The organism is Nocardia sp. NPDC049190, from assembly GCF_040648115.1.
Lineage (GTDB): Bacteria > Actinomycetota > Actinomycetes > Mycobacteriales > Mycobacteriaceae > Nocardia.
On sequence record NZ_JBEZDE010000013.1, the window covers coordinates 56,498 to 81,805 of the forward strand.

24 protein-coding genes, 1 pseudogene and 1 riboswitch are annotated in these 25,308 nt (G+C 67.7%); of the genes and pseudogenes, 14 read left to right on the forward strand and 11 right to left on the reverse strand.

Annotated features, from left to right (window positions below):
• The coding region (locus tag AB0B25_RS14075; protein ID WP_357178592.1) for an acyl-CoA dehydrogenase family protein at positions 1-916 on the reverse strand (916 nt) is incomplete at its 3' end.
• Between the two features lie 191 nt (positions 917-1,107).
• On the opposite strand from AB0B25_RS14075, the gene kstR reads away from it, so the two are divergent.
• The 7 genes and pseudogenes from kstR to AB0B25_RS14110 all read left to right on the forward strand — a co-directional run bounded on the left by kstR (position 1,108) and on the right by AB0B25_RS14110 (position 9,925).
• Complete coding sequence (gene kstR / locus AB0B25_RS14080; protein ID WP_357070328.1) at positions 1,108-1,758, forward strand: cholesterol catabolism transcriptional regulator KstR; 651 nt, start codon at positions 1,108-1,110, stop codon at positions 1,756-1,758.
• Between the two features lie 242 nt (positions 1,759-2,000).
• On the forward strand, positions 2,001-4,571 hold the full coding sequence (gene otsB, locus AB0B25_RS14085; RefSeq protein WP_357178359.1) for a trehalose-phosphatase: 2,571 nt from the start codon (positions 2,001-2,003) through the stop codon (positions 4,569-4,571).
• Positions 4,572-4,749: 178 nt separating this feature from the next.
• A complete protein-coding gene (locus tag AB0B25_RS14090) occupies positions 4,750-5,613 on the forward strand; it encodes a zinc ABC transporter substrate-binding protein (protein WP_357178595.1) in 864 nt (287 codons plus the stop codon).
• Positions 5,614-5,616: 3 nt separating this feature from the next.
• Positions 5,617-6,483, forward strand: a pseudogene (locus tag AB0B25_RS14095) (ATP-binding cassette domain-containing protein); the annotation flags it as partial.
• A 218-nt stretch (positions 6,484-6,701) separates the two neighbouring features.
• A complete protein-coding gene (locus AB0B25_RS14100; protein ID WP_357178598.1) occupies positions 6,702-7,538 on the forward strand; it encodes a metal ABC transporter permease in 837 nt (278 codons plus the stop codon).
• Positions 7,539-7,874: 336 nt separating this feature from the next.
• A complete protein-coding gene (locus AB0B25_RS14105; protein WP_357178362.1) occupies positions 7,875-9,053 on the forward strand; it encodes an acyl-CoA dehydrogenase family protein in 1,179 nt (392 codons plus the stop codon).
• 62 nt (positions 9,054-9,115) lie between these two features.
• Positions 9,116-9,925 (forward strand): enoyl-CoA hydratase-related protein, encoded by an 810-nt coding sequence (locus tag AB0B25_RS14110; RefSeq protein ID WP_357178365.1) that lies wholly within the window; start codon positions 9,116-9,118, stop codon positions 9,923-9,925.
• Here AB0B25_RS14110 and AB0B25_RS14115 read toward each other — a convergent pair.
• From AB0B25_RS14115 to carD, 6 genes are all read right to left on the reverse strand, one after another.
• A complete protein-coding gene (locus tag AB0B25_RS14115; protein ID WP_357178367.1) occupies positions 9,922-10,200 on the reverse strand; it encodes a DUF4190 domain-containing protein in 279 nt (92 codons plus the stop codon). The genes AB0B25_RS14110 and AB0B25_RS14115 overlap by 4 nt on opposite strands.
• Positions 10,201-10,562: 362 nt before the next feature.
• Positions 10,563-11,546: a 23S rRNA (guanosine(2251)-2'-O)-methyltransferase RlmB gene (rlmB, locus tag AB0B25_RS14120; RefSeq protein WP_357178370.1), complete on the reverse strand. Its 984-nt coding sequence runs from the start codon at positions 11,544-11,546 to the stop codon at positions 10,563-10,565.
• A complete protein-coding gene (cysS, locus tag AB0B25_RS14125; RefSeq protein WP_357178373.1) occupies positions 11,546-12,952 on the reverse strand; it encodes a cysteine--tRNA ligase in 1,407 nt (468 codons plus the stop codon). Before cysS ends, rlmB begins: the two co-directional genes overlap by 1 nt.
• 64 nt (positions 12,953-13,016) lie before the next feature.
• Complete coding sequence (gene ispF / locus AB0B25_RS14130) at positions 13,017-13,484, reverse strand: 2-C-methyl-D-erythritol 2,4-cyclodiphosphate synthase (protein WP_357178600.1); 468 nt, start codon at positions 13,482-13,484, stop codon at positions 13,017-13,019.
• A 2-nt stretch (positions 13,485-13,486) separates the two neighbouring features.
• On the reverse strand, positions 13,487-14,206 hold the full coding sequence (gene ispD / locus AB0B25_RS14135) for a 2-C-methyl-D-erythritol 4-phosphate cytidylyltransferase (protein ID WP_357178376.1): 720 nt from the start codon (positions 14,204-14,206) through the stop codon (positions 13,487-13,489).
• A 2-nt stretch (positions 14,207-14,208) separates the two neighbouring features.
• Positions 14,209-14,697, reverse strand: coding sequence for an RNA polymerase-binding transcription factor CarD (gene carD / locus AB0B25_RS14140; protein WP_011206964.1), 489 nt, complete (start codon positions 14,695-14,697; stop codon positions 14,209-14,211).
• Between the two features lie 432 nt (positions 14,698-15,129).
• Here carD and AB0B25_RS14145 point away from each other — a divergent pair, with 432 nt between their 5' ends.
• A complete protein-coding gene (locus tag AB0B25_RS14145; RefSeq protein ID WP_357178379.1) occupies positions 15,130-15,762 on the forward strand; it encodes a hypothetical protein in 633 nt (210 codons plus the stop codon).
• A 299-nt stretch (positions 15,763-16,061) separates the two neighbouring features.
• Positions 16,062-17,459, forward strand: a complete 1,398-nt coding sequence (gene radA / locus AB0B25_RS14150) for a DNA repair protein RadA (protein WP_357178382.1) — start codon at positions 16,062-16,064, stop codon at positions 17,457-17,459.
• A gap of 100 nt (positions 17,460-17,559) precedes the next feature.
• Here radA and AB0B25_RS14155 read toward each other — a convergent pair whose 3' ends face one another.
• Together AB0B25_RS14155 and AB0B25_RS14160 are read right to left on the reverse strand one after the other, a co-directional pair.
• On the reverse strand, positions 17,560-18,243 hold the full coding sequence (locus AB0B25_RS14155) for a hypothetical protein (RefSeq protein ID WP_357178384.1): 684 nt from the start codon (positions 18,241-18,243) through the stop codon (positions 17,560-17,562).
• A 119-nt stretch (positions 18,244-18,362) separates the two neighbouring features.
• Positions 18,363-18,986, reverse strand: a complete 624-nt coding sequence (locus tag AB0B25_RS14160; protein ID WP_357178387.1) for a carbonic anhydrase — start codon at positions 18,984-18,986, stop codon at positions 18,363-18,365.
• 134 nt (positions 18,987-19,120) lie between these two features.
• Here AB0B25_RS14160 and AB0B25_RS14165 point away from each other — a divergent pair, with 134 nt between their 5' ends.
• Positions 19,121-19,993, forward strand: coding sequence for an A/G-specific adenine glycosylase (locus tag AB0B25_RS14165; RefSeq protein ID WP_357178603.1), 873 nt, complete (start codon positions 19,121-19,123; stop codon positions 19,991-19,993).
• Positions 19,994-20,185: 192 nt separating this feature from the next.
• On the opposite strand, the gene AB0B25_RS14170 is transcribed toward AB0B25_RS14165, so the two are convergent.
• On the reverse strand, positions 20,186-20,932 hold the full coding sequence (locus AB0B25_RS14170; protein WP_357178389.1) for an alpha/beta fold hydrolase: 747 nt from the start codon (positions 20,930-20,932) through the stop codon (positions 20,186-20,188).
• Between the two features lie 59 nt (positions 20,933-20,991).
• Here AB0B25_RS14170 and mhuD point away from each other — a divergent pair, with 59 nt between their 5' ends.
• From mhuD to AB0B25_RS14185, 3 genes are all read left to right on the forward strand, one after another.
• Positions 20,992-21,306: a mycobilin-forming heme oxygenase MhuD gene (gene mhuD, locus AB0B25_RS14175; protein WP_357178392.1), complete on the forward strand. Its 315-nt coding sequence runs from the start codon at positions 20,992-20,994 to the stop codon at positions 21,304-21,306.
• Positions 21,307-21,386: 80 nt separating this feature from the next.
• A riboswitch (cobalamin riboswitch) is annotated at positions 21,387-21,541 on the forward strand.
• A gap of 29 nt (positions 21,542-21,570) precedes the next feature.
• Positions 21,571-21,765 (forward strand): CbtB-domain containing protein, encoded by a 195-nt coding sequence (locus tag AB0B25_RS14180; protein WP_357178395.1) that lies wholly within the window; start codon positions 21,571-21,573, stop codon positions 21,763-21,765.
• Positions 21,756-22,619: a CbtA family protein gene (locus AB0B25_RS14185; RefSeq protein WP_357178397.1), complete on the forward strand. Its 864-nt coding sequence runs from the start codon at positions 21,756-21,758 to the stop codon at positions 22,617-22,619. Before AB0B25_RS14180 ends, AB0B25_RS14185 begins: the two co-directional genes overlap by 10 nt.
• Positions 22,620-22,945: 326 nt before the next feature.
• Here AB0B25_RS14185 and AB0B25_RS14190 read toward each other — a convergent pair whose 3' ends face one another.
• Positions 22,946-23,386, reverse strand: a complete 441-nt coding sequence (locus tag AB0B25_RS14190) for an OsmC family peroxiredoxin (protein WP_357178400.1) — start codon at positions 23,384-23,386, stop codon at positions 22,946-22,948.
• Positions 23,387-23,845: 459 nt separating this feature from the next.
• On the opposite strand from AB0B25_RS14190, the gene AB0B25_RS14195 reads away from it, so the two are divergent.
• Positions 23,846-25,252, forward strand: a complete 1,407-nt coding sequence (locus tag AB0B25_RS14195) for a histidine kinase (RefSeq protein ID WP_357178403.1) — start codon at positions 23,846-23,848, stop codon at positions 25,250-25,252.
• Positions 25,253-25,308 lie beyond the last annotated feature (56 nt).

Sequence of the window (25,308 nt, forward strand, 5' to 3'; positions counted from 1 at the left end):
CCGCCCGGCGTTGGTCGTGGTGCGCTTCGGCCCCCCCCGTCACGCCTTTGCCCCCGCGCCCCGGACTGCAGTATTGGGCGGCCCGCCCCGCCGCGTCGAGTGCGATCGCGGCGGCGATCGCCGCCGCGATCGGCAGTTCCGTCCCGCCCTCGTCCACGGCGGCCGCGGTGTCGGCCGCGACGGCGCGGATGAGCTCGGTCCGGCACAGCATCCAGGCGCAGAGGTGCTTGACCGCTTGAAATGATCCGATTCTGCGGCCGAATTGCTCTCGCACCTTGGCGTATTCGACCGCGGTTTCCAGGCACCAGCCGGCCAGTCCCGCCAGCTCGGCGGCGGCGAGCGCGACGAGCAGATCCTCGGGCGCGTGCGGCGCGGTGAACACCTGCGCGGCGGGCACGCGCAGATCGGTGCAGTGCACCCGAGCCAGCGGGGTACTCAGGTCGAGCGGCGCCAGCGGTTCCACCCGCAGACCGGCGGTATCGGGCGCGATCATGCACCAGCGCCGCCCCTGCGAGGTCGATACCGGAAGTAACACCGCGGTTCCCGGCGCACCACCGAGCACGGAATCCCAGACACCGGTGAGCACCAACGCCTCGCTTGCGGTGGATGCGCTCACCTCGGAACCGACAATGAAGTCGAGCGCGACGCCGCAGGGACGATCCCCGTCGAGCCGTCCCGTGGTGATCAGATTGGCCAGCGCCGTCGACAGCACCGGGCCGCCGACCAGATCGTGCGCCGCTTGCTCGATCAGTACTGCGAGATCGCCGACCGAACCGCCCACACCGCCCGCGTCCTCTGCCACCGCGATCCGGAAGATCCCGATGTCGGCCAACGCCGGCCAGTACGCGTGCCAGAAGTTCGCCGGGTCGGACCGCATTGTTGCAATCGGCCGGACCGACGAAGCCCACCCACGCATCGACTCCTGGACGGCTTTATGCTCGTCAGTGGTGGCGATGGTCACAGTCCATACCGCCTTTCCGGCGTGACTCCCACACCTAGAACATGTTCTAATATCCTAGCTGGGCGGAAGTCAAGACACGATCCCCGCGGCGGCCGACCCGCCCGCGCAGCAAACACACCGACGTTTCCGGAAAGGACTCCCGATCAATGGCCAGCCCGTCCCGATCGCAGCCAGCCGACTCGAGCGCGGCGCCGCCCACCGCCACCGTCACCACGCTCAGTGAGGACGAACTGAGTTCGGCGGCGCAACGAGACCGGCGCAAGCGGATCCTGGACGCGACGTTGGCGTTGGCCTCCAAGGGCGGGTACGACGCAGTGCAGATGCGGGCGGTGGCCGAACGCGCCGATGTCGCAGTCGGCACGCTGTACCGGTATTTCCCGTCGAAAGTACATCTGCTGGTCTCCGCGCTGTCGCGCGAATTCGAGCAGATCGAGGGCAAACGCAAGCCACTGGCCGGGCAGTCGCCACGCGAACGGATGCACCTGCTGCTGACCCAGATAACCAGGATGATGCAGCGCGACCCGCTACTCACCGAGGCCATGACCCGTGCGTTCATGTTCGCCGACGCCTCGGCCGCCGCCGAGGTGGACCGCGTCGGCAGGGTGATGGACCGGGTCTTCGCGCGCGCCATGAACGACGGTGAACCCACTGAGCGCCAACTGGCCATCGCGCGGGTGATCAGCGACGTCTGGTTGTCGAATCTGGTCGCCTGGCTGACCCGGCGCGCCTCGGCCACCGATGTGACCGAACGACTCGAGTTGACCGTCGATCTCCTCCTGGGCGATCGCAGTCGCTGACGATTTGCCGGAGCACCGGTGCACCGCCAGCGAATTCGAGCCACGGCCAGCCGGTCGGCGCGCCGGCGCGGGCCCGCTCACCTGTACCGGTCCCGAATCCGTCAGCTGGACGGAGCTTCCCGGCAACGGTTCGGTCGTACAATATTGCGCAGCGTGACCAGCGCTCTTCTGCACGGCCAATACAACCCAGTATTGTTTTGGCCGCCCCCGGAAAAAACTCCTCCGATCACTAGGTTGGATGCGTGAGCGCACAGGATCTGCCCCTCGAACTTCGCCGTGCACTGTCGACGGTAGCGCGCGTGCCACGGCTGTTGGTCGCATCGGACTATGACGGGACGCTCGCGCCCATCGTGTCCGAGCCGGCCAAAGCCTTCCCTCATCGGGAGTCGGTGAGTGCGCTACGCGCACTCGCCGGCCTCACCGGGACTACCGCCGCCGTGATCTCCGGCCGGGCACTGCGCGATCTCGCGGCATTGTCCCGGCTTCCGGTCGAGGTGCAATTGATCGGTAGCCACGGCTCCGAATTCGACGTGGGCTTCGTGCACGCGATCGACAGCGACGCCAAGCACCTGCTGCAAGAGGTGCAGACCGCACTGAACAAGATCGCCACGGAGAATCCGGGCGTCAGCGTCGAGATCAAACCGGCGAGTATCGCCCTGCACGTGCGCAACGCGAGCCCGGAGATCGGACATCGCGCGCTGTCCCAGGTCCGGCAGGGCCCGGCGTGCTGGTTCGGCGTGCAGGTGACCGAAGGCAAAGCCGTCATCGAACTCGCCGTGGTGCAGACCGACAAGGGCACCGCGCTGGACACCGTCCGGCACCAGGCCGGCGCGTCGGCGGCGGTGTTCTTCGGTGACGACGTCACTGACGAAAAGGCATTCCGGATGCTGTCCGGTCCCGATGTCGGCATCAAGGTCGGCGACGGCGACAGCATGGCGAAGTTCCGGGTGAACAACACCGAGGACGTGGCCTACGCACTGGCCTTCCTGCTCGAGGAGCGGCGCACCTGGCTCGCCGGCGCGAGCGCGCCGCGCATCGAGCGGCTGACCATGCTGTCGAGCCCGCGCTCGGTCGCACTGCTCACCCCGGAAGCGACAGTGACCTGGTTCTGCCACCCGGAACCGGATTCGGCCGCGGTGTTCGCGCACCTGCTCGGCGGCCCGCAGGCCGGTCACTTCACGATCGAGCCGGAGCGGCCGGGCCTTCCGCTCTCACAGCGTTACATCGACGGCACGATGACCGTCGAAACCCGCTGGGCCAGTTTGCAAGTGGTCGATTACCTGCCGCACGACGTGGCGTCGAACCGCACCGACCTGACCCGGGTCATCACCGGCGACGCGAAGGCCGTCGTCACCTTCGCGCCGCGGCCGGAGTTCGGCCAGGTGCCGGTGAGCCTCGAGGCGCAGGCCACCGGGCTGCGCGTGCACGGCACCAACGATCCGATCGTGCTGCGCTCGCCCGGCGTGCGGTGGGAAATCGTCTCCGACGGAACGCACGAGTCCGCACGGGCCGTGGTCGACCCGTCGCAGGGCCCGATCGTGCTCGAATTGCGCTGCGGCACGCACGATCTCGCACCTGCCATGACCAGTGAGCCGGAGCGGCGGCGGGAGGCGGAGAACTACTGGGCGCAATGGTCGGCGCAGCTCACGCTGCCGCAGTTGAAGCCGGACCTGATGAAGCGCTCGGCCCTGACGCTGCGCGGTCTGGTGCACGCGCCGTCCGGTTCGATCCTCGCGGCAGCGACCACGTCGCTGCCCGAAGACATCGGCGGCGTGCGCAACTGGGACTACCGCTACTGCTGGCTGCGCGACGCGTCGCTGACCGCGCAGGCGCTGGTCTCGCTCGGCTCGCTGACCGAAGCGGAGAACTTCCTCGGCTGGGTGCACCGAGTGCTGGAGACCCTGCCCGGTCCGGAGCGTCTGCACCCGCTGTACACGCTGTACGGCGAGACGCTGCCGCCGGAGGCCTCGATCGACCAGCTGCCCGGCTACGCGGGGTCGCGCCCGGTGCGTGTCGGCAACGCGGCGAACATGCAGGTGCAGTTGGACGTCTTCGGTCCGATCGTCGATCTCATCGCGAGCCTGGCACACGCCAGAGAACTGAAGGGGATCAGCGATCCGGCGCACGCATTGCCGGACGCCGACTGGGAACTGGTGCGTGCCATGGTGTCCGCGGTGCAACGGCGCTGGCAAGAACCAGACCACGGCATCTGGGAGATCCGCGGCAACCCGCGCCACCACGTGTACTCGAAGGTGATGGGCTGGCTGACCATCGACCGGGCGCTCACCCTCGCGCAGAAGTTCGAGCGCCAGGTGGACCCGGCGTGGGCGGTGCTGCGCGACACCATCGCCGACGAGGTGAAGTCCAAAGGCTGGAACGACGATGTCCAGTCCTACACGGCGGCCTATGACGGCACCGATCTGGACGCAGCGACCTTGCACATCGGGTTGAGCGGTCTGATCGACCCATCCGATCCGCGCTTCGCGGCAACCGTCGTGGCGACCGAGGCCGAGCTGCGCAGCGGTTCGACGGTCTACCGCTACCACCACGACGACGGCCTGCCCGGCGGGGAGGGTGGCTTCCACCTGTGCGCGGCCTGGTTGGTCGAGGCGTACCTGCTGATCGGGAAGCGCTCGGATGCCGAGGCGCTGTTCGCCCAGCTGGTCGATGTCGCCGGCCCGACCGGACTGCTCAGCGAGGAGTACGACCCGGTCGCCGAACGCTCACTCGGCAACCACCCGCAGGCCTACAGCCATCTCGGCCTGCTGCGCTGCGCGCAGTTGCTCGGACAGCCCGTGGGAGCCATGGTCTAGCGACGTGAGCCACGAAGGGCCCGCGAACGGGGAATCGTTCGCGGGCCCTTCGTGTTCGTATTCGACGTCGGCGCCGAGTCGTACCCGGTGGCCGGTACTGCTACAGTCAAACGAGAACGATTTCCATTATGGTCTAGAGTATTGCCAGGAGTACCCCCGCGTGAGAACCCGATTCACCATGAAATGCGCAGGCATCGCTGTGGGGGTAGCCACCGCACTGACGGTCACCGCCTGTGAGGGCTCGAAAGACTCGGACCAGCCGATCGTCGTCGCCTCCACGGACGTCTGGGGCAATATCGCCGCCGCCATCGCGGGGCCGGACGCCACGGTCCGATCTCTGATCGCGGACCCGACCGCCGATCCGCACTCGCACGAGACCTCCGCGGTCGAGTCGGCCGAAATCAGCGATGCCGACCTGGTGGTCTACAACGGCGGCGGCTACGACGAGTTCGCCGAGCGGGCGGTGACGAGCATGGACAAGCGCACCGTCGACGCCTTCGCCCTACGGGTCGACGAGAGCGACGAGAACGAGCACGTCTGGTATGACATGCGCACCGTCGGCGTGGTCGCCGACCGGATCGCCAGCCAGCTCGGCGAGCTGAATCCGAGCAAGTCCACGGCCTACGCCGAGCGCGCGGCCGCGTTCAAGAACCAGCTCACCACGATCACCGCGATCACCGCCGAGGCGGCCACCGCACACCCGAGAACACCCGTGCTGCAGACCGAGCCACTCGCACACTACCTGCTGGTCGCCGCGGGGGCGGAAGATCTGACTCCGCACGAATTCCAAGAAGCCGTCGAGCAGGAGACCGACCCGGCGCCCACGGCCGTCGCGACGACCCGAGATCTGCTGACCGGCAATCGGGTGCGCGCACTGGTCTACAACGTACAGACCCAGGACAAGATCACCAAAGATCTGCGCGCGACCGCGCAGAGCGCAGGCATTACCGTGGTCGAGGTGACCGAAACCCTGCCCGATGGACTGGATTACCTTCAGTGGCAAACGACGACCGCGCAGGCACTCGCTGCCGCGCTGAGGTGACCCATGAACAAGGGAGCCGCGCTGACCGAGCACGTCGAAGCGGTGCACCAGCGGCGGACATCGGGCCTCGACGATGGTTCGGCCGCCGTCCGGTTGGATGCCGCCCGATTGTCGTTCGGCGACCGTACGCTCTGGCAGGAGCTGAATCTCACAGTCGCCCCTGGTGAATTCGTCGCCGTACTCGGGCCGAACGGGTCCGGAAAAACCTCGTTACTGAAGGTGTTGCTCGGTCAACTCGGCCTCAGCGCAGGCACGGCTCAGATCGCGAGCGCCCCGGCCCGGACGGGAAATCCGGACATCGGCTATGTACCGCAACAGAAGACGATCGACGCGGGCGTACAGTTACGCGGCGTCGACCTGGTCGGGCTCGGCGTCGACGGGCACCGGTGGGGACTCGGGCTGCGCTCCCGCGCCGAACGCAAGCGCAAAGTGGCGGCGGCCATCGCCGACGTCGGCGCGGAGCGATTCGCCCACGCACCATTGGAATCCATGTCCGGCGGCGAACAGCAGCGCCTGCGGGTAGCACAGGCGCTGGTCGGCGATCCGAAGGTGCTGCTGTGCGACGAGCCGCTACTGAGCCTGGATCTGGCCAACCAGCGACTGGTCTCGGAGCTGATCGATCGACGACGCCGCACCCACGACACCGCGGTGCTTTTCGTGACCCACGAGATCAATCCGATTCTGCCGCTGGTGGATCGGGTGCTGTACCTGGTCGATGGCAAATTCCGGATCGGGACGCCGGACGAGGTGATGACCTCGCAGGTACTTTCGGAGCTATATCAGACCGAGGTGGACGTGCTGCGGGTGCGCGGGCGGCTGGTGGTCGTCGGGACCGGGGACACGATGGACGCCCTGGGGCCGGCGGGCGGGCACTGCCACGGCGCGGCGGTGGACGGATTCGCGCCCGGTGTTTCCGCGCCGGACGGCACGCTGCCGCCGCTGCCCGCCGACAGCACGGGCGACCTCGTCGCAAGCCCGCTCGACGCTGCCGGAGCCGCAGCCATCGATGCCGCGTTGCTTTCGGACGTCGACCAGGATCCGAGCGGAGTGCGCTCGTGATCGACAAACTCGCCGGCATCGTCACGAAGATGTTCGACGGCGCCACCACCGTAAACCTGCTCTCCTATGACTTCGTGCAGCAGGCGATCCTGGCCGCGGCGCTGCTCGGGCTACTGTCCGGCGTGATCGGCCCGCTGATCATCAGCAGACAGATGTCCTTCGCCGTGCACGGCACCAGCGAACTGTCGCTGACCGGCGCCGCTGCCGCCCTGTTGGCCGGAGTCGGGGTGGGGCTCGGCGCCATCGCGGGCTCGGTGGTGGCGGCAGTGCTGTTCGGTCTGTTGGGGACCCGCGCGCGGGAACGTGACTCCGTGATCGCGGTGGTGCTCTCGTTCGGACTCGGGCTTTCGGTGCTGTTTCTCTGGCTCGGCCCCGATCGCGCGGGATCGAAGTTCTCGCTGCTGACGGGACAGGTGGTCAGCGTCGGCAACAACGGCCTCGGGCTGCTCGCCGCCTGTACCGCCGGCGTGCTCGCGGTGCTCGCGTTCGTCTACCGTCCGCTGTTGTTCGCCAGCTCCGATCCGGAGGTTGCGGTGGCGCGTGGGGTTCCGGTGCGAGCGCTGTCCATCGTGTTCGCCGTGCTGCTCGGCATCACCGCGGCCTTCGGGGTACAGATCGTCGGGGCGTTGCTCGTCCTCGCGCTGCTGATCACTCCGGCGGCCGCCGCGGCGCAGCTCACTGCGAACCCGATGCGAGCGACCGTGCTCGCGGTGGTGTTCGCCGAGATCGCCGCGGTGGGCGGCATTCTGCTGTCGCTGGCTCCCGGCGTGCCGGTATCGACGTTCGTCACCACGATCTCGTTCCTGATCTATCTCGGCAGCCGGGCGGTCGGCACCCGGCGACGACAGATCGCCCGCGCCCGCTGAGCGGGGTGGGCTCCCGGTGGTACCAGTGGGTTCGGCCCGCGATCATAGCGGCGAACACAAGGGTCGAACCGCCGAACACCACGGCGCGCCGGGCGTTTTGCCGGTAACGGCATCACCGGAAAATGCGCCCTCGTGTCGATGAGCGCATCGATGGCCACGCACACGGATACGGATACGGATACGGATACGGCGCCGACACCGGATGCGATACGCATCGGTGCAGCTCAGTGATGTTTCCGCGAGGCACCCGACATTTTGACGTCAGCCGCCATCAGTCGCTGCCGCTCAGTTTCGTATGCTCGACGCATCGGTTCCCCGAACGAATGGTGACCAACGATGATCGACTTCGCGATTCCCTCCGCACTCGCCGCCGAACGCGATCGAGTCCGCCGGTTCGTCATCGACAAGATCGTCCCGTACGAGCGGGACGCACGCCTGACCGCGCACGGCCCGACCGATGAACTGCGGCAAGAACTGGTCGAGCTGGCCCGTGCCGAGGAGTTGCTCACGGTGCAGGCACCCGAGTCGCTCGGTGGACGCGGGCTGACCCACATCGAGCAAGCGGTGATCTATGAAGCGGCGGGCTGGTCTACGCTCGGCCCGATCGCGATGAACTGCGCGGCGCCGGACGAGGGCAACATGTTGCTGCTGTCCAAGGTCGCCGACCACGGCCAGGTCGAGCGATACCTCGCCCCGGTTGTCGCCGGTCACCAGCGCTCGGCGTTCGCCATGACCGAACCGGACGGCGCGGGGTCCGACCCCGCCCAACTGGCCACCGAGGCGACCTTCGACGGCGCGAACTTCACCGTCAACGGGCGCAAGTGGCTGATCACCGGCGCGCGGGGCGCCAAGACCTGGATCATCATGGCCCAGCTTGCGGCCAACCCACATCTGCCCGGCGGCCCCACCCTGTTCCTCACCGACGGCGACCAGCCCGGCATCGTCATCGTCATCGATCGGACGATGAACACGATGGACCGCAACTACGTCGCCGGACACGGCGTGGTCCGCTTCGACAACCTGGTCCTGCCCAAGGAGGCGCTACTCGGCGAGGCGGGCCAGGCGCTGCGCTATGCCCAGCTGCGGTTGGCGCCGGCCCGCCTCACGCACTGCATGCGCTGGCTCGGCGCGGCCGAACGGGCCCAGAGCATCGCGGTCGAGCACGCGCGGACCCGCACCGCGTTCGGCAAGCCGATCGGCGAACATGAGGGCGTCTCGTTCATGCTGGCCGACAATGCGATCGCGCTGCACCAATGCAGGCTGACCATCTGGCACGCATGCTGGCTGATGGACAACGGCGCGAAGGCGCGACATGAGAGCTCGATCGCGAAGTCGTTCGTCTCCGAGCAACTGCTCCAGGTCGCCGACCGGTGTGTGCAGGTGCTCGGCGGTATCGGCATCAGCGACGAAACGGTGGTCGAGATGATCTTCCGGGACATGCGCGCGTTCCGGCTCTACGACGGGCCCACCGAGGTGCACAAGTACGCGATCGGACGCAAGGTCCTGCGGGGATAGTCGATGGCAGAGGTTTTTCGGCCGGGAGCCTGAGCGGCCACAGTCGGCTACCATCCTGTGACATGAGTTCGGAACTGCACGTCGATGTCTCTGGCGGCATCGCCGTACTCACGCTCAACCGGCCCGCTCAGCAAAACGCCGTCACCCCCACGATGGCCGCCGAGCTGAGTGCCGCACTGCAGCGCTGTGATCTGGAAGATGCCATTCGAGCCGTGGTCGTCACCGGCACCCCACCCGCGTTCTGCGCGGGCGCGGACCTGTCCCATCGGGTCGGTGACGTCAGCGCCACCATCGACCCACCGCCGTGGCAGGTGCGCAAACCGGTGATCGCGGCGGTGAACGGGCACGCGGTCGGCATCGGCCTCGCTCTCGCCCTGCAATGCGACCTGCGGTACATGGCCCGGGACGCGGTGTACGGCCTCAACCAAGTCCGCCGCGGCGTCATGGCCGACGGTTACGCGCATTGGACGCTACCGCGCCTGGTCGGCATGGCCAACGCCGCCGACATCATGTTGACCGGCCGGACCTTCGACGGCGAGGAGGCGAAGGCGATGGGTCTGGCCAACAGCTGCCTCCTCGCGGGCGAGGTGCTGCCGACAGCATTGTCGGTCGCGCACGACATCGCCAGCGGGTCGGCGCCGTTACCGGTGGCGCTGTCCAAGCGGCTGTTATGGGAGGGCATCGGGATGAGTTCGACCATGGTCGGCCAGCTGGAAACCGATCTCAACCAGCATGTCGCCAAGAGCATCGACGGCGGCGAGGCCATGGCGGCGTTTCGGGACCGTCGGCAGCCGAACTGGACCGGCAGCATCAGCTCGGAATGGCCCGCCTGGGACGTGCACACCGAACGGGAACGTCCTAGTCTGGACTAGGCGTTACCACCGAACAGGATCAACAGGAACAGCACCGCGAAGATGACCATCAGAACGGTGCCGATGATGCCGAGGATATACCCGACCACCACCTGGGTGCGGCCACCGAGCGCACCGCCGGAGTGATCGATCTGGTCGAGCGCCCGCTTGCCCAGTGCCCATGCCACCGGTCCGAGCACTCCGCAGCAGAGCAGGCTCGCCGCGCCGAGGAACAACACCGCCGTCGCGTTCGGATGCTCGATCGTCTGGCCGATGGGCTGGTTGGGTATCACCACCAGCTGAATTCTACGGTGCTCCCGCCACCTCTCCGCGTATTTTGCCGGGCTGCCCTGCCGCTGCGCGTTTTTCGCCCGCTCGTTCGGCGCCGCAAGCCGCGCGTCACGGACCGGTGCACGCGTTCCGGTCGAACACTTCGCGCGCCCGCCGAGTTGACCCGTCCGGGCGCCACACCCTTTTCGCCCACTCGGCAGATCCGTGCATCAACTGAAAAACGATGCGTAACAACCGATTTCGACGCGAGCAAAGCACATATCCGACACGTCCGGCACGCGAGTGACACCGGAGGCAGGACCTGGACACGACCTACGTGCACCCGATCGGTACCCCGGAATCCACGCGGAACGTGGCACAGCCGCGGTCAGGCCCGGCGTTGCCTGGCGACTTCGGAGAGCAGAACACCAGCGGCGACCGAGGCGTTGAGCGATTCCACCGGTCCCGCCATCGGGATCGATACAATCGCGTCGCAGGTCTCGCGGACCAGGCGAGACAAGCCCTTTCCCTCCGAACCGACCACGATGACCGTGGGCCCGCGACCATCGAACTCGTCCAGCGTGGTGTCGCCACCCGCGTCCAGGCCGATGACCTGCACGCCCTTGGACGCCCAATCCTTCAGCGTACGAGTCAGATTCGTCGCGCGGGCGACCGGGAGCCGCGCCGCGGCGCCCGCGCTGGTGCGCCAGGCCACCGCGGTGACGCTCGCGCTGCGCCGCTGCGGGATCAGCACGCCCTGACCACCGAACGCGGCGACCGAGCGAATCACCGCACCGAGGTTGCGCGGATCGGAGATATTGTCCAGCGCGACGAGCAGCGCGGGACTGCCCGAATTGTGGACTTCGGCGAGTAGGTCGTCCGGATGGGCATAGCGGTACGGCGGCACCTGCAGCGCGAGACCCTGATGCAACCCGTTGGCACTCAACCGATCCAGGTCGGTACGCGGCACCTCCAGGATGGAGATGCCCGCGTCCGCGGCGATCCGCACGCTCTCGGTCAGCCGGTCGTCGTTCTCGGTGCCGACCGCGACATACAGCGCGGTAGCGGGCACGCCCGCGCGCAGACACTCGACCACCGGGTTACGTCCCAGCACCAGCTCCGGACCGTCGTCACCCTTGCGACCCGCGGACCGCGACGCCGCGCCACCGCGCGTAGCCGTCGAACGGCCCTGCGCGGCCTTGGCTTTGGCGGCCGCTCGCTTGGCGGCGGGATGCTTGGTGCGCTGCTCGGCGGGCGGGGTCGCACCTCGACCCTCCAGTCCGCGCCTGCGCTTGCCACCGGAGCCGACCACAGCCCCCTTCTTGGTCCCGCCCTTGCGAATCGCACCTTTGCGCTGCGAATTTCCTGCCATCAGTCGGCCTTTCCGGATTGCGCTGCGCCAAGCGCCCATTCGGGACCGTTGGCCGTATCGGTGACCTCGATGCCCGCGGACTGCAGGCGGTCACGGGCGGCGTCGGCGCTCGCCCAGTCTTTCGCCGCCCGCGCCTGCTGACGACGGTCGAGTTCGGCACGCACCAGCACATCCAAGGCACCGAGTGCGGAGGACGAGTCGCCAGGGGCGTACCAGTGCGGATCGAGCGGGTCGACACCGAGAATGCCGAGCATGGCGCGCACCTGGCCGGCCAGGTCACACGCCGTCTCGATCGCCCCCGCCTCCAGCGCTTTGTTCCCCTCGTGCACCACGCCGTGAATTTCGGCGAGCGCCTTCGGCACCGCGAGATCGTCATCGATGGCGGCCGCGAACGCGTCGGTCCACTTGCCCACCGGGATATCGCCCGCCCGGTCCAGGACTCGATTCACGAAAGCCTCGATGCGCTGGTAGGACTGTGCGGCGTCGGACAACGCCTTGTCCGAGTACTCCAGCATCGAGCGGTAGTGCGCACTGCCCAGGTAGAAACGCAGTTCCACGGCGCGAACCTTTTTGAGCACGTTCGGCACCGAGAGCACGTTTCCCAGCGACTTGGACATTTTCTCACCGCCCATGGTCACCCAGCCGTTATGCAGCCAGTACCTGGCGAAGCCGTCCCCAGCCGCCTTCGACTGGGCGATCTCGTTCTCGTGGTGCGGGAAAACCAGATCCATACCGCCGCAGTGGATATCGAACTCGGGGCCGAGATAGAACTCGGCCATCGCGGAGCACTCCAGATGCCAACCGGGACGGCCCGGACCCCACGGCGACGGCCAGGTCGGCTCGCCGGGCTTGGCGGCCTTCCACAAGGTGAAGTCGCGCGGGTCGCGTTTGCCCATACCCGCGCTTTCGCCTTGATGCACGTCGTCGAGTTTGTGGCCGGACAATTGCCCATAGCCCGGGTAGCTGACAACGTCGAAGTAGACGTTGCCGGCCGCGGCATAGGCATGGCCCCGGTCGATCAGCCGCTGCATCATCTCGACCATCTGGGTGATGTGGCCGGTGGCGCGGGGTTCCGCGGATGGCGGCAGCACACCGAGCAGTTCGTACGCGCGGTCGAATGCGCGCTCGTGCGTAGCGGCCCACTCCCACCACGGTCTGCCCGCCTCGGCGGCCTTGGTCAGGATCTTGTCCTCGATATCGGTGACGTTGCGAATGAACCAGACGTCGTAGTCGTGCGCGAGCAACCAGCGCCGCAGCACGTCGAACGCGACTCCGCTGCGCACATGACCGATGTGCGGCTCACCCTGCACGGTGGCGCCACAGAGGTACACCGACGCACGGCCGGGGACCAAAGGCGCGAAGTCGCGCATGGTCCGCGTGTCGGTGTCAAAGAGGCGCAGAGTCACGGCAGTCGATCCTAGCTGGTATATAAGGGCGTTCACGGACCGGCTCTGATCCGCGGGAGCTGGATCAACGACAGGCTTGCAGCAGGGCGGTCGCCACCGCGGCGACTCCCTCGCCACGGCCGGTCAGCCCGAGGCCGTCAGTCGTGGTGCCGGACACCGAAACTGGTGCGCCGAGCAACTCCCCGAGCACCCGCTGCGCCTCGGCGCGTCGCGGCCCGATCTTGGGTCGATTGCCGATCACCTGGACCGCCGCGTTGACCACCTCGAAACCCGCCTCGCCGAGCAGCCTGCGCACTTCCGCCACCATGGCCGCACCGGAAACGCCTTCCCATTCGGGGCGCCCGGTACCGAATACCGCACCGACGTCGCCGAGACCCGCCGCGGACAACAATGCGTCGCACAACGCATGCGCGGCGACGTCGCCGTCGGAGTGGCCCGCACAGCCGTCTTCACCGTCGAACCGCAAACCCGCCATCCAGCAGGGCCGGCCCGACTCGACCGGGTGGACGTCGCTGCCGATGCCGACGCGCATGCTCACGGCGCCACCGCCCGGATGCCCGCGCCGTCCAGCACCGCGTTGGCGAGCACCAGGTCGAGCCGAGTGGTGATCTTGAACGCCATCGGGTCGCCCGGGATCGTGCGGACCTGGACGCCGAGCTTCTCGACCAGCCCCGCGTCGTCGGTGGCCTGGACTCCCTCGGCCGCGTAGGCCGAGCGCAATAGATCGGCGGCGAACCCCTGTGGCGTCTGGATGGCACGCAACTGTCCGCGGTCCGGCGTGCCGGTCACCGTGCCGGTCGGGTCGACGGCCTTGATGGTGTCGGTGACCGGGAGACCCGGAACCACGGCGAGCTGGCCGGACCGCAACTCCGCCACCACCCGGGCGACCAGCTCGGGCGGTGTCAGGGCACGCGCGGCGTCGTGCACGAGGAAATAAGCGGCGTCGGGTGCCGCGGCCACACCCGCACGTACCGAGTCGATGCGTTCGGCGCCGCCGACGACCACCTGCACCGAACCCGAGGGCGGCAGCAGGGCAACGGCGCTGTCGACGAGTTCGGTGGGAACCATGACGATAATCCGGTCGACCACGCCGGAGGCGATCAAGCCTTCGACAGCGAGCCGGACCATAGGTGTGCCGCCGACCGTGACAAACGCCTTGGGCATGGATTCACCCAGACGCACGCCACGACCGGCGGCAGGCACCAAAGCAACGACGGGTCCATCGGAACGGACACCGTTGTCAGGTGTGTTCACGGTCAGGAAGCCGCTGCCAGCACCTCGTCGAGCAGCGTCTCGGCCTTGCCGTCGTCGGTGCCCTCGGCGAGCGCGAGTTCACCGACGAGGATCTGACGAGCTTTGGCGAGCATGCGCTTCTCGCCAGCGGACAGGCCGCGGTCCTGCTCCCGACGCCACAGATCGCGAACGACCTCGGCAACCTTGTTCACATCGCCGGAGGCGAGCTTCTCCAGGTTGGCCTTATAGCGGCGGGACCAGTTGGTCGGCTCCTCCGTATGCGGCGCACGCAGCACCTGGAAGACCCGATCGAGACCCTCCTGGCCGACGACGTCCCGTACGCCGACGTATTCGGCATTTTCTGCGGGAACCCGAACAGTCAGATCGCCTTGGGCGACCTTCAGGACCAGATACTCTTTTTGCTCACCCTTGATGGTGCGAGTCTCGATTGCTTCGATCAGCGCCGCTCCGTGGTGGGGGTAAACGACGGTGTCTCCGACCTTAAAAATCATGTGTCCCGTGCCCCTTTCGATGTTCACAGTTTAACATGCGACTCGATAACGGCGCGATCAACTGTGCAGGTCAGGGCCACAACGAGGCAACCGTGGGGCTTGACAGAAGCTAGGCGGTGTGCATTACGTTGGGCCAGAACGAGTTATCGCCAGGCTCGGCCACGGTCACGGCACCTGCAGCGACCGGGCATTTTCCGTGCGACTTCCGAAGCTCGACCGAACTGTTATCCAACGCCGGGGTGTCGGGGCCCGAACAGGCCACGACGTCACACCCACGCCATTCCGGAACAAACCGCTCGGCCGCGGGGACGAGCGGCAGCCGGGGACGAGTTGGCACAGCCCGCGCGCCCGAGTCGCGAAGAGAACTACTACGCTGCCTAGTTACTACGCTCCCCGGTGGAGCCGAGCCCGGTCGACATGGAGGGACAACCCGTGACTGCCCTGAAAGCTGTGACCGCCCCCAAGGGGGCGCGACGTCGCATGGTGACAGTTGCCGCACTCGCCGCCGGAGCGGCGATCGCGCTGTCCGGCTGCGGCGCGGGCCAGATCTCGCAGACCGCGGACCAGGTCTCCGCCGTGAACGGCGCCCACGCCGAGGCCGGCAGCATCGCGTTGCGCAACGTGCACATCGTCTTTCCCTCCGAGGGCGGCGCGTACACCAACAGCAAAGGCGGCAAGGCGATTGTCGCGCTGTCCATCATCAACAACAGCGAGTCCGTCGCCGATGAGTTGACCGGCATCGACACCGACCTCGGCACGGTGAAGATCACCCCGACGGCGGGCAAGTCCACCGTCCAGGTCACCCCGCAGCAGACCGTGGTCGCCTCCGCCGAGCCGGCGAACGCGCCGGCCGCAGCCTCCGCGCACGGCGCGGGCAACCACGACGCCCAGCCCGCCGCCGATGACCCCGAGGCCAACCCGATCCTGATCGAGATCACCGGCCTGAACAAAGACATCACCCCCGGCCTGACCTACAACGTCTCGTTCGACTTCAAGCAGAACGGAACCGCCCAGGTCCAGGTGCCGGTCGACGCCGGAACAAAGGCCGAGCGGCACGAATCCTGAGGGTGTGCTCGTTCGGCAGCGCCTGCGAACGAATACTCCGACGCGGCCCGCACGCCTTCGCAAACTGGCGTGCGTGTCACATCGATGCGTTCCGCCCATGCCGTCGACAACGCCCGATTCCAGTTCGACGCGCCATGAGCGGATGCTGCGGACCGTTGTGCCGATGAAGTCGTCGGAGTAGCCGCGACCTGTCGTCGTGGCCACTCGCCGACCGAGGCCGACTGCCTGGTGTGTCTGGCGCGGCGGACATTTGTCTGCGTCGTGTCTTGCTTGTCGGATGCGATACGTAAGGTGCGCGTGTGGCCAAGACCAAGCCGATCTTTCGGTGTTCCGCATGTGCGCACGAAGTCGCGAAATGGGTGGGCAAGTGTTCCGGGTGCGGCGCGTGGGGCACCGTGAGCGAGGTGGTCGTCTCGGCGGGGGCCATCGGGCCGCCCGGTCGCAAGGCGATGTTGCCGAGTACCGCGGCGACCCCGATTTCGGGGATCGATTCGCAGATCACCAAAGCCAGGCCGACCGGGGTGAGCGAGCTCGATCGGGTGCTCGGCGGTGGGGTCGTACCCGGTTCGGTGGTCTTGCTCTCGGGCGAGCCGGGCGTGGGCAAGTCGACGCTGCTGCTCGAGGTGGCGCACCGCTGGGCGACCCAGACCGGCGAGAAGTCGCTCTACGTCACCGCGGAGGAGTCCGCGGGCCAGGTCCGGCTGCGCGCCGATCGCACCGGCGCGGTGCACGATCGGGTCTATCTCGCCGCGGAGTCGGATCTGTCGATTGTGCTCGGACATGTCGAACAGGTTCGGCCGACGCTGCTCGTGGTCGATTCGGTGCAGACCATGCTCGCCCCGGACGCGGACGGTGTGATCGGCGGTGTCACCCAGGTGCGCGCGGTGACCGCCGCCGTGACCTCGCTGGCCAAGGCGAGCGGTATCGCGGTGTTGCTGGTCGGGCACGTCACCAAGGACGGCAATGTCGCGGGCCCGCGCACGCTCGAGCACCTGGTCGACGTAGTGCTGCAGTTCGAAGGCGATAAAAACTCCACACTGCGTATGGTGCGCGGACTCAAGAACCGTTTCGGCAGCGCCGACGAGGTGGGCTGTTTCGAACTGCACGAGGACGGCATCGCCTGCGTCGACGACCCGTCCGGCCTGTTCCTGCACCATCGGACCGATTCGGTATCCGGCACCGCCGTCACCGTGGCGATGGACGGTAAGCGGCCCTTGGTCGGCGAGGTGCAAGGACTCACCCTGGAGACCCAGATTCCGGCTCCGCGCCGCGCGGTGAGCGGGCTCGACTACAACCGGGTCGCCATGGTGCTCGCCGTGCTGCAGAGCCGCAGCAAGGTGTACTTGGGCAAGCACGACGTCTATGCCGCCACCGTCGGCGGTATGCGGCTGGTGGAGCCCGCGGCGGACCTGGCCATAGCGCTGGCCCTCGCGAGTGCCGCGACCGATCGGGCGATCCCCGCGGGCTGGGTGATACTCGGCGAGGTCGGGCTGGCCGGTGAGGTACGTAAAGTGACCGGGCTGGCACGCCGGCTGGCCGAGGCGGAGCGGCTCGGCTTCACCACGGCCCTGGTGCCACCGGGACTTGATCGAATCAGCGGCGGCGGCATGCGGATTCACGAGGTCACCGATGTGGGTTCGGCAATCCGGATGGCCAAGTTACGCGCGCCGTACACCAAACCGGAGGCCGGCGAGTAGCCGATAGCTCGTCACACTCCGCAACGTCCCGGTGCGGAAAGCAGTGTCGGCGCCTGTGCGCTCAGCCCCAGGATGGCGTCGCGCTCGCCCCCGCCGGGCGTCAGGCGGGGGTCAGGTTGAAGGGCTCGGGGGCGCTGCGCACCGGGCCGAATTGAGCGACGGCTTGATAAGCGCCCGGGGGAACCTGCACGCGCTCACCGCTACACCCGATCTGGGAGGTCATACCCGACCACTGCACGGTGAACAAGGCCTGCTCGCCGGGCTTGAGGATCCGCGTGCTGGACTCCTCGGTAGGCGAGCAATCCGAACTCGTCCACAACCGGCGCAGTCCGTCCAGTGACAGAACCGACGCCTGGATCGAGGACAGATTCATATCGCGCTGGCACTGGGTGCTGGAAATGTTGGTGATGACGATCCGCAGATCCGGTTGATCGCCGACCTTGTAGGACGGCTGATCCACGCTGATCTTGACGGCCAGCGATTGGTCCGGACACTGCCCCGCCGCCACAGCAGGCGGTGCGCTCGGGGTGGCGATGGCACTGTTGGTCGGCCTCGGGGCTTCCGAACTGCTCGACGTCTTGACCGAGGAACTCGCACCGGATTTCTGCGCCACGGTGGTCGAACTCGACGCCGCCGCGTTGCCGTCGCCCGGCGAATGACCGCCGTTCGCGACCATCGCCACCAGCCAGATCATCAGCGCGAGCGCCGAGACGAGGATACCGATGGCGAATACGCGTCGACGCCAATAGATCTCCGGTGGCAGCGGTCCATGCGGTTCCAGCACGACTCAACGGTAAGGGCACGGTCGGGTGCAACGCCTCAGGGGCACGGCGTGTCGGCGGCGGGCACACTCGGTTCAGGCCGATTCTGGCCCACACGCTGGGAAAACTCCGCGCTACCCGGTCAGGCAAGCTCGCCGATATTGCCGACGACACGCTGGAGTTGCACCCGGCCTTCGGCCAGTTTGTACGTCACGCTGGCAATCGCGCACTCACCGGTCGCGACCCGTTGCGAGATGATCATCGACCGCTGCATGAGCAGGCGACTGGTCTCCACCACGTGCCTGGCCTCCATCTCGTCGACAGTGGACAGGCCTTCCCGCCGCCCGATCAGAATGGATGGCGTGACTCGCTCGACCACGCTGCGGATGAATCCGCCGGGAACCTCGCCACCGTCGAGCGCGTCGATGGTCGCCTTCACCGCGCCGCAGCTGTCGTGCCCGAGCACTACGATCAACGGCACGTTGAGCACCTGCACCCCGTACTCGATCGATCCGAGCACCGAGCTGTCGACCACATGTCCCGCGGTGCGCACCACGAACATGTCACCGAGCCCCTGGTCGAAGATCAACTCGGCCGCGACTCGCGAGTCACCGCAACCGAACAAAATCGCGTGCGGATGCTGGCCACTGACGAGTGTGGCCCGGTGGGCCGCACCCTGGCTAGGATGCAGCAGCTCGCCGTTGACGAAGCGCTCGTTGCCCTCCCGCAGGGACTTCCAGGCGCTGATCGGGTTGGAATCAGGCATACCGACCATTGTGCACGTGACGGGTGCTACCAGCGAGTTCGGTCGGTTACAGGTCGGCAAATAGCGACTGCGGCAGTAGGACAGGAATAGTGAGGACAGTGCAGAACGGCGCACGCAACGGTATCGACGCCGACATGTTGGTGGACTGGTATCAGGAGACGGCGCGCGACCTGCCGTGGCGCCGACCCGGTGTCACCGCCTGGCAGATTCTGATGAGCGAGATCATGTTGCAGCAGACTCCGGTGGTGCGCGTCGAACCGATCTGGCGGGAGTGGGTGGCGCGCTGGCCGGCCCCCTCCGCCATGGCCGCTTCCTCGCAGGCCGAGGTGCTGCGGGCTTGGGGCAAACTCGGGTATCCGCGCCGCGCGCTGCGGTTGCACGAGTGCGCCCGAGTCCTGGCGGTCGAGCATGGTGACGCGGTGCCCGACGAGGTGGATATACTACTCGGTCTGCCCGGGATCGGCGCGTACACCGCACGGGCCGTCGCGTGCTTCGCGTTCGGCCAGCGGGTCCCGGTAGTCGATACGAATGTCCGCCGAGTGGTCGCCCGGGCCGTGCACGGGCGCGCGGAGGCGGGGAATCCGTCCTCGCGCGACTTGCCGGAGACCGAAGCCCTGCTGCCGCGCCGGATCGACCACGCCGCGGTGTTCTCGGCGGCTCTGATGGAACTCGGGGCGACTGTGTGTACCGCACGCACCCCCGGGTGCTCGCGCTGCCCGCTGCCGCGCTGCGCCTGGGTCGACGCGGGCCGCCCGGTGACCGAGGTAGTCCGCCGCACCCAGAAGTACGAGGGCACCGACCGGCAGGCGCGCGGTCGCCTACTGGATGTGCTGCGCGCCGCCAGCGGGCCGGTCGAACGAATGCGCCTCGATCTCGCCTGGACCCGCGACTCCGGCCAGCGCGATCGCGCCCTGGATTCGCTGCTGGTGGACGGCTTGATCGAACAGACCCCCGATGGGCTGTTCGCGCTCGCGGGCGAGGGCGGGCTCGCCACGGAGACCGGATGACCGACACCCGTGCGCAACGGCGGCCTGGCCACTCGCACCGGCTGAACGAACCGCCTCACCGACACCGGCCCAGCCACCCGCGCGTGCCCAGCCTGACAACAGACCGATCGGTCCACAGAACCGGATAACAACGGACGGTCGCGCGACCGGCAACACACCGAAAGTCGAACAACGGCTCGTCGTGCCGACAGGCTAGCCGCCTAATACCCGATGGAGAAAACGCTCGACTTCCGCCCGGTAGCGCTCCGGCTGGTCGTCGTGCACCAGATGACCCGCGCCCGGGACCAGCACGTAGTCGGCATCCGGGTGCGCGGCGGCCATCTGCCGCATCTGCCCTGCCGGGGTGATGCCGTGTTCGCCCTCCAGCAGCAGGGCGGGCACCCGGATCGCCCGCCATTGCGGCCAGAAGTCGCGGGTGCCCCACTCCTCGGAGATTTCGCGGAAAGCGGCAACCGAGCCGTGCAGCCGGTATCCATCCGACCCGTGCTCGAACGAACTCAGGAAGTACCGCCCAGCGACCGGGCCGAAAAACGAGAGCACGGCCTCGGCGTCGGGAAACGGCTGCGGCCATGCCTCGATCATCGCGGCCCAGTCCGTGGCGGTACGGCCGGTGAAATCCGGTGCGATGTCCTCGATCACCAGCGCACGCACCCGCTCGGGGTACGTCGCGGCGAACACCCAGCCGTGCAGCGCACCCATCGAATGGCCGATCAGGACCATCGGCTCCGTGATCTCCACCGTGCCCGCGGCCAGATCCGCCACGAACGCCTCGGTAGTCGGTTCGTCGGGGGCGGGCCTGCCGTGACCTGCCGAGTCGAAGGTGTAGACGTGCCCGTACTCGCGCAGCCAGTCCAGCTGATCGCGCCAGGTGCGCGCGCTGCCCATCAGTCCGTGCAGCAGCAGGATCGGCGCGCCTGCTCCGCCCTCGTCGTGCAACATCGGTTCGACAATACGAGTCCCCGAGCGGCAACTCGGCGCGAACCGCTAGCTTGGATCCCATGGCTGTTGTGAAGATCAATGCGATCGAGATTCCCGAGGGCGCGGGCCCAGAGCTGGAGAAGCGTTTCGCCCATCGTGCGCACGCGGTCGAGAATTCGCCGGGTTTCCTGGGGTTCCAGCTGCTGCGCCCGGTCGCCGGAGAAAACCGGTACTTCGTTGTCACCCAGTGGGATTCGGAGGAATCCTTCGCGGCCTGGCGGGACGGACCCGCACGCGAGGCGCACGCGGGCGAGCGTAAGAAGCCGGTCTCGACGGGCGCCTCGCTGCTCGAGTTCGAGGTCGTACTCGACGTCGCCGCGAAGCCGGCGAACTGACACCGAATACCTACCGCCGGGCAGCGCGCTCTGCCCGGCGACTCGCCCGACGCCGTGGTACGGGCGTCCCGATCCTATTGACGTCGGACGTCCACAGGTGTCACAGTTCGAGAGACAAACGCGATGGTGATGTGGTAATTCCGGTGTGATTCCGGAGCGGTCGCGCCACTGTATTCCGTGCATCGGGTAACCGGCGCCGGAGAGCCAGACACCGGCACCGTCGCGCCACCACCCGATGGGACGCGCATCCCAAGGAGGACTCGAATGGCCATCGCGCATTCACCCAGCCGGGCAACCGATTCCCTGGCCACCGTGCTCGTCACGGTCGGTGTCGTTCTTCTCGCACTGCTCACGCTGTACCTGGTCGGTTTCGATCAGGGCGCCATCTCGCGCGGCGGGATGTACCTGCATGAACTGATGCATGACGGACGCCACCTGCTGGGGCTTCCGTGCCACTGACCGGTTCACTCACGTCCCTGCTGGTGCGCGGTCTACTCGCCGGCCTGATCGCCGGGCTGTTGGCCGCGACGGTAGGTTATTTCGTCGGCGAGCCCAAGGTCGACGCCGCGATCGCCATCGAAGAAGCCCACTCCGCGGGCGAACACGCGCACAGCGCGGATTCCGAACCGTCAGGCGTGCATTCGCACGGTGACGCAGGCGTGCATTCGCACGGTGACGCAGGCGTGCATTCGCACGGTGACGCAGGCGTGCATTCGCACGGTGACGACGAAGCGCCGTTGGTGAGCCGCACCGGGCAAAAGGCGGGGCAATTCCTCGCACTCGGGTTGGCAGGCCTCGCCCTAGGCGCCATCTACGCCTCGGTCGCGCATGTCGCGCGGCGCTACACCACGCTGCCCGGGCCGAATCTCGCCCTGGCGCTCGGCGCCGGCGGTTGGCTCGCGATCGTCGCCGTGCCGTTCTTCAAATACCCGGCCAACCCACCCGCCGTGGGTGATCCGGAGACCATCAACGAACGGACCCTGCTCTGGGTGGCGGCGGTGCTGCTCGGCATCGTGGCCGTCGCCGTTGCGGTGTCCGTATTCAAGGTGTTGCGCGGACAACTGTTCACGGTGCGGCTGATCGGGGGCGTCGTCGGCTTGGTCTCGGTGACGACGCTCGGCTACATCCTGCTGCCCGGCGTCAACGAGGTGAGCGCCGAGTTCCCCGCCACTCTGCTGTGGCAGTTCCGGGTGTCCTCGCTGGCCGAGACGGCCACGCTATGGGCTGCCTTGGCCCTCGGTTTCGCCGCCCTCACCGAATTCGCGACGCGCACCGCCGCTCCGGTACGAGACTCGGTCGCTACCACAGGCTGATCGGCGTCCGGATTGCGATAGGCAGTGTCGGTGCTATGGCCGGCACTACCTTTTCGTTCTGTCCGTACCGTTGCGCGCGGACAGCGCAGCCCGTCGCCGCACACCATTCTGGTCGCGTTCGTCCGGTCTCGCCGTCGCACTGCTCGCGAACGAGGCCGAGGCCGGACAGCGCCTGCCATCCAACTAGGCGAGGAAGATGCCGTCCTGATCGTCATCCAGCCCGCTGCACCCGCTCGGCGCGGCCGCCACTCTCGCTGATTCTCCGCACTTCCGCATGGCTCCTCACACACCTACGGAGTGTGCGAAGAACCAAACAACTGCGCGGACTACGCGAGGGCCGCATCCAGGGTGATGTGGTCGACGCCTGCGAGTGCCTTGCTCACGGGGCAGCCGGCCTTGGCGGCTTCGGCGGCGGCCTGGAAGGCCTCGGCATCGACGCCAGGGACGCGCCCGCGGACCGTCAGCTTGATTCCGCTGATCCGGAAGCCGCCTGCCGGATCGGGGCCGAGGGTCACGTCGGCGGTGACATCCAGGCTCTCCGGGGTGCTGCCGGCGTTACCGAGCTGCGCCGAGAGGGCCATCGCGTAGCAGGACGAGTGCGCGGCCGCGATCAGTTCCTCCGGGCTGGTGGTGCCGTCGGCATCCTCCGCCGCACGTTTGGGGAACGACACGTCGTACTTGCCGACCCCCGAACTGGCCAGCTCAACCTGTCCGGAACCTTCCTGCAGAGTGCCGGTCCAAGCAGTACGAGCGGTACGTGTGGGCATCACGGTCCTTTCGCCGATGATGTGTGACGATTCAGCTCGAACCTACCCTGGTCGGCCCGCTTCAGCGCACCGGTATGTCGTTCGCCCCGGCGCATCTCCCGAACCGCACGAACCCTCCGGACGCTCCGCCCCGCATCGGCCCCTCCGCCCGCGCCAGCTCACCTCAGCAATCCAGCACACACCAAGCGAAATCCGGGCCACGTCCGACCACACCGCGGTCGTGCTCGGGTCGCTGCGGATTCGTCGCCCTGGTCGGCACGACGCCTCGAGGTCAGCGCGAACACGGTGCCCGCGCTGGCCTTCGTCGATGACATGCCGAGGCCGGTCGCGCCGATACCGCGGAACGCCGCGGAGCAATGCCGACGGGCAGCGCCGCACAAGATATCCGAGAAATACGTTTCGAGGCGGGCCTCGAAACATTGCCGAGCCGCATAGGCTACGGGGGTGCGGGTGGCAGGGATGACGGATCGGAGTTCGGTCGGCTCGGACCAGGGAGTCGCGCTTGTTGTGGCCGCGATTCAGCTGGTCGGGGGCACGTTCGCGAACATGGGGCAGAGCGGAGTGCGGTCTCTCGATATCGTCGGCTATCTGCTGTTGCTTGCCGGGCCGGTGGCACTGATCTGGCGGCGGGCGTACCCGGTGCCGGTATTCGTGGTCACCCTCGCGGTGTGCCTGACCTATGTCCTGCTCGGCTACGGGGACGTGCCGATTTTCGTCTCGCTGGTCACCGCGTTTCTCACTGCCGCGAGCACCGGGTCCCGTTGGTGGACCTACCCACTCGTCCCACTCTGCGCCCTGACTCTGATCTGGCCGCTGCCCGCGCTGCTGGGCCGAACTGCCACCGTGTGGCAGGTATTCGCGCTGATGGCATGCCTGGCCGTGTTGCTCTTGGTGGCCGAGGTCGTTCGGCAGCGCCAGGCGGTCTTCGTCGCACGCAGGCAGCAGGCCGAGGCCACCCGCAGGGATGAGGTGGCGTGGCGCGAACGGCGCAACGGCGAAGAACGTCTCGCCCTCGCGCGCGAGTTGCACGATGGTCTGGCACACCACCTTTCGGTGATCAACGTGCAATCATCGGTGGCACTGGAACTGCTCGACAAGAAACCGGAGCAGGCGGAGTCGGCATTGACGGCAATCAAGACCGCGAGCCGCGATGCGCTGGCGGACATGCACTCGCTGCTGCACACGATCCATTCCGCAACAGTGACCACACCGGACGAACCGACGCGCGACTCCCCCGTGGACGAGCGGGACAGACGTCGGCGCACCCGCCACAGCCCCGAACCGGCCCGGAACAAATCGGTAGCGAGCGAACGAGATTCGACCGCGAACAACCGTCCTGGACGGGGCGGTGGAGTCGCCGAACCCACACCGGCACCACGTTCTCCCACGCCGAGCATCGACGACCTGGACCAGCTGCTGCGACTCCCCCGCGCGACCGGCCTGACGGTAGACGCCCAGGTTCGCGGCACTCCGCAGTCGCTGCCCAGCGTGATCGATGCGGCGGCAGCACGGATCATCCAGGAGTCGCTGACCAACGTGGTACTGCACGCGCCGGGCGCCGACGCCACGGTGACCGTGCGCTACACGGCGGATTCGATCGACATCACCGTCGACAACGCCCGGCCTACGGGAGCACCGGCGCCCAGGTCTGGCACGAGCGGCGGCAACGGCATCATCGGCATGCGGGAGCGGGCGCACGCGCTCGGCGGCGCACTCACGGCGGGCCCGCGCCCGAGCGGCGGATTCCGAGTCGCGGCTCGACTGCCCGCGCACGCGGTGGAGCAGAAACCGACGGCGCCGAACAGCTCGCTGCACCACCATGCTGCGGGGCAGCCGACCGCATCCGACCAGCCCGCGAAGCAATAGCGCACCGGAACAGAACGGGCGGTCGGCCGATGGCAGCAGTCGCGCTGATCCACGGC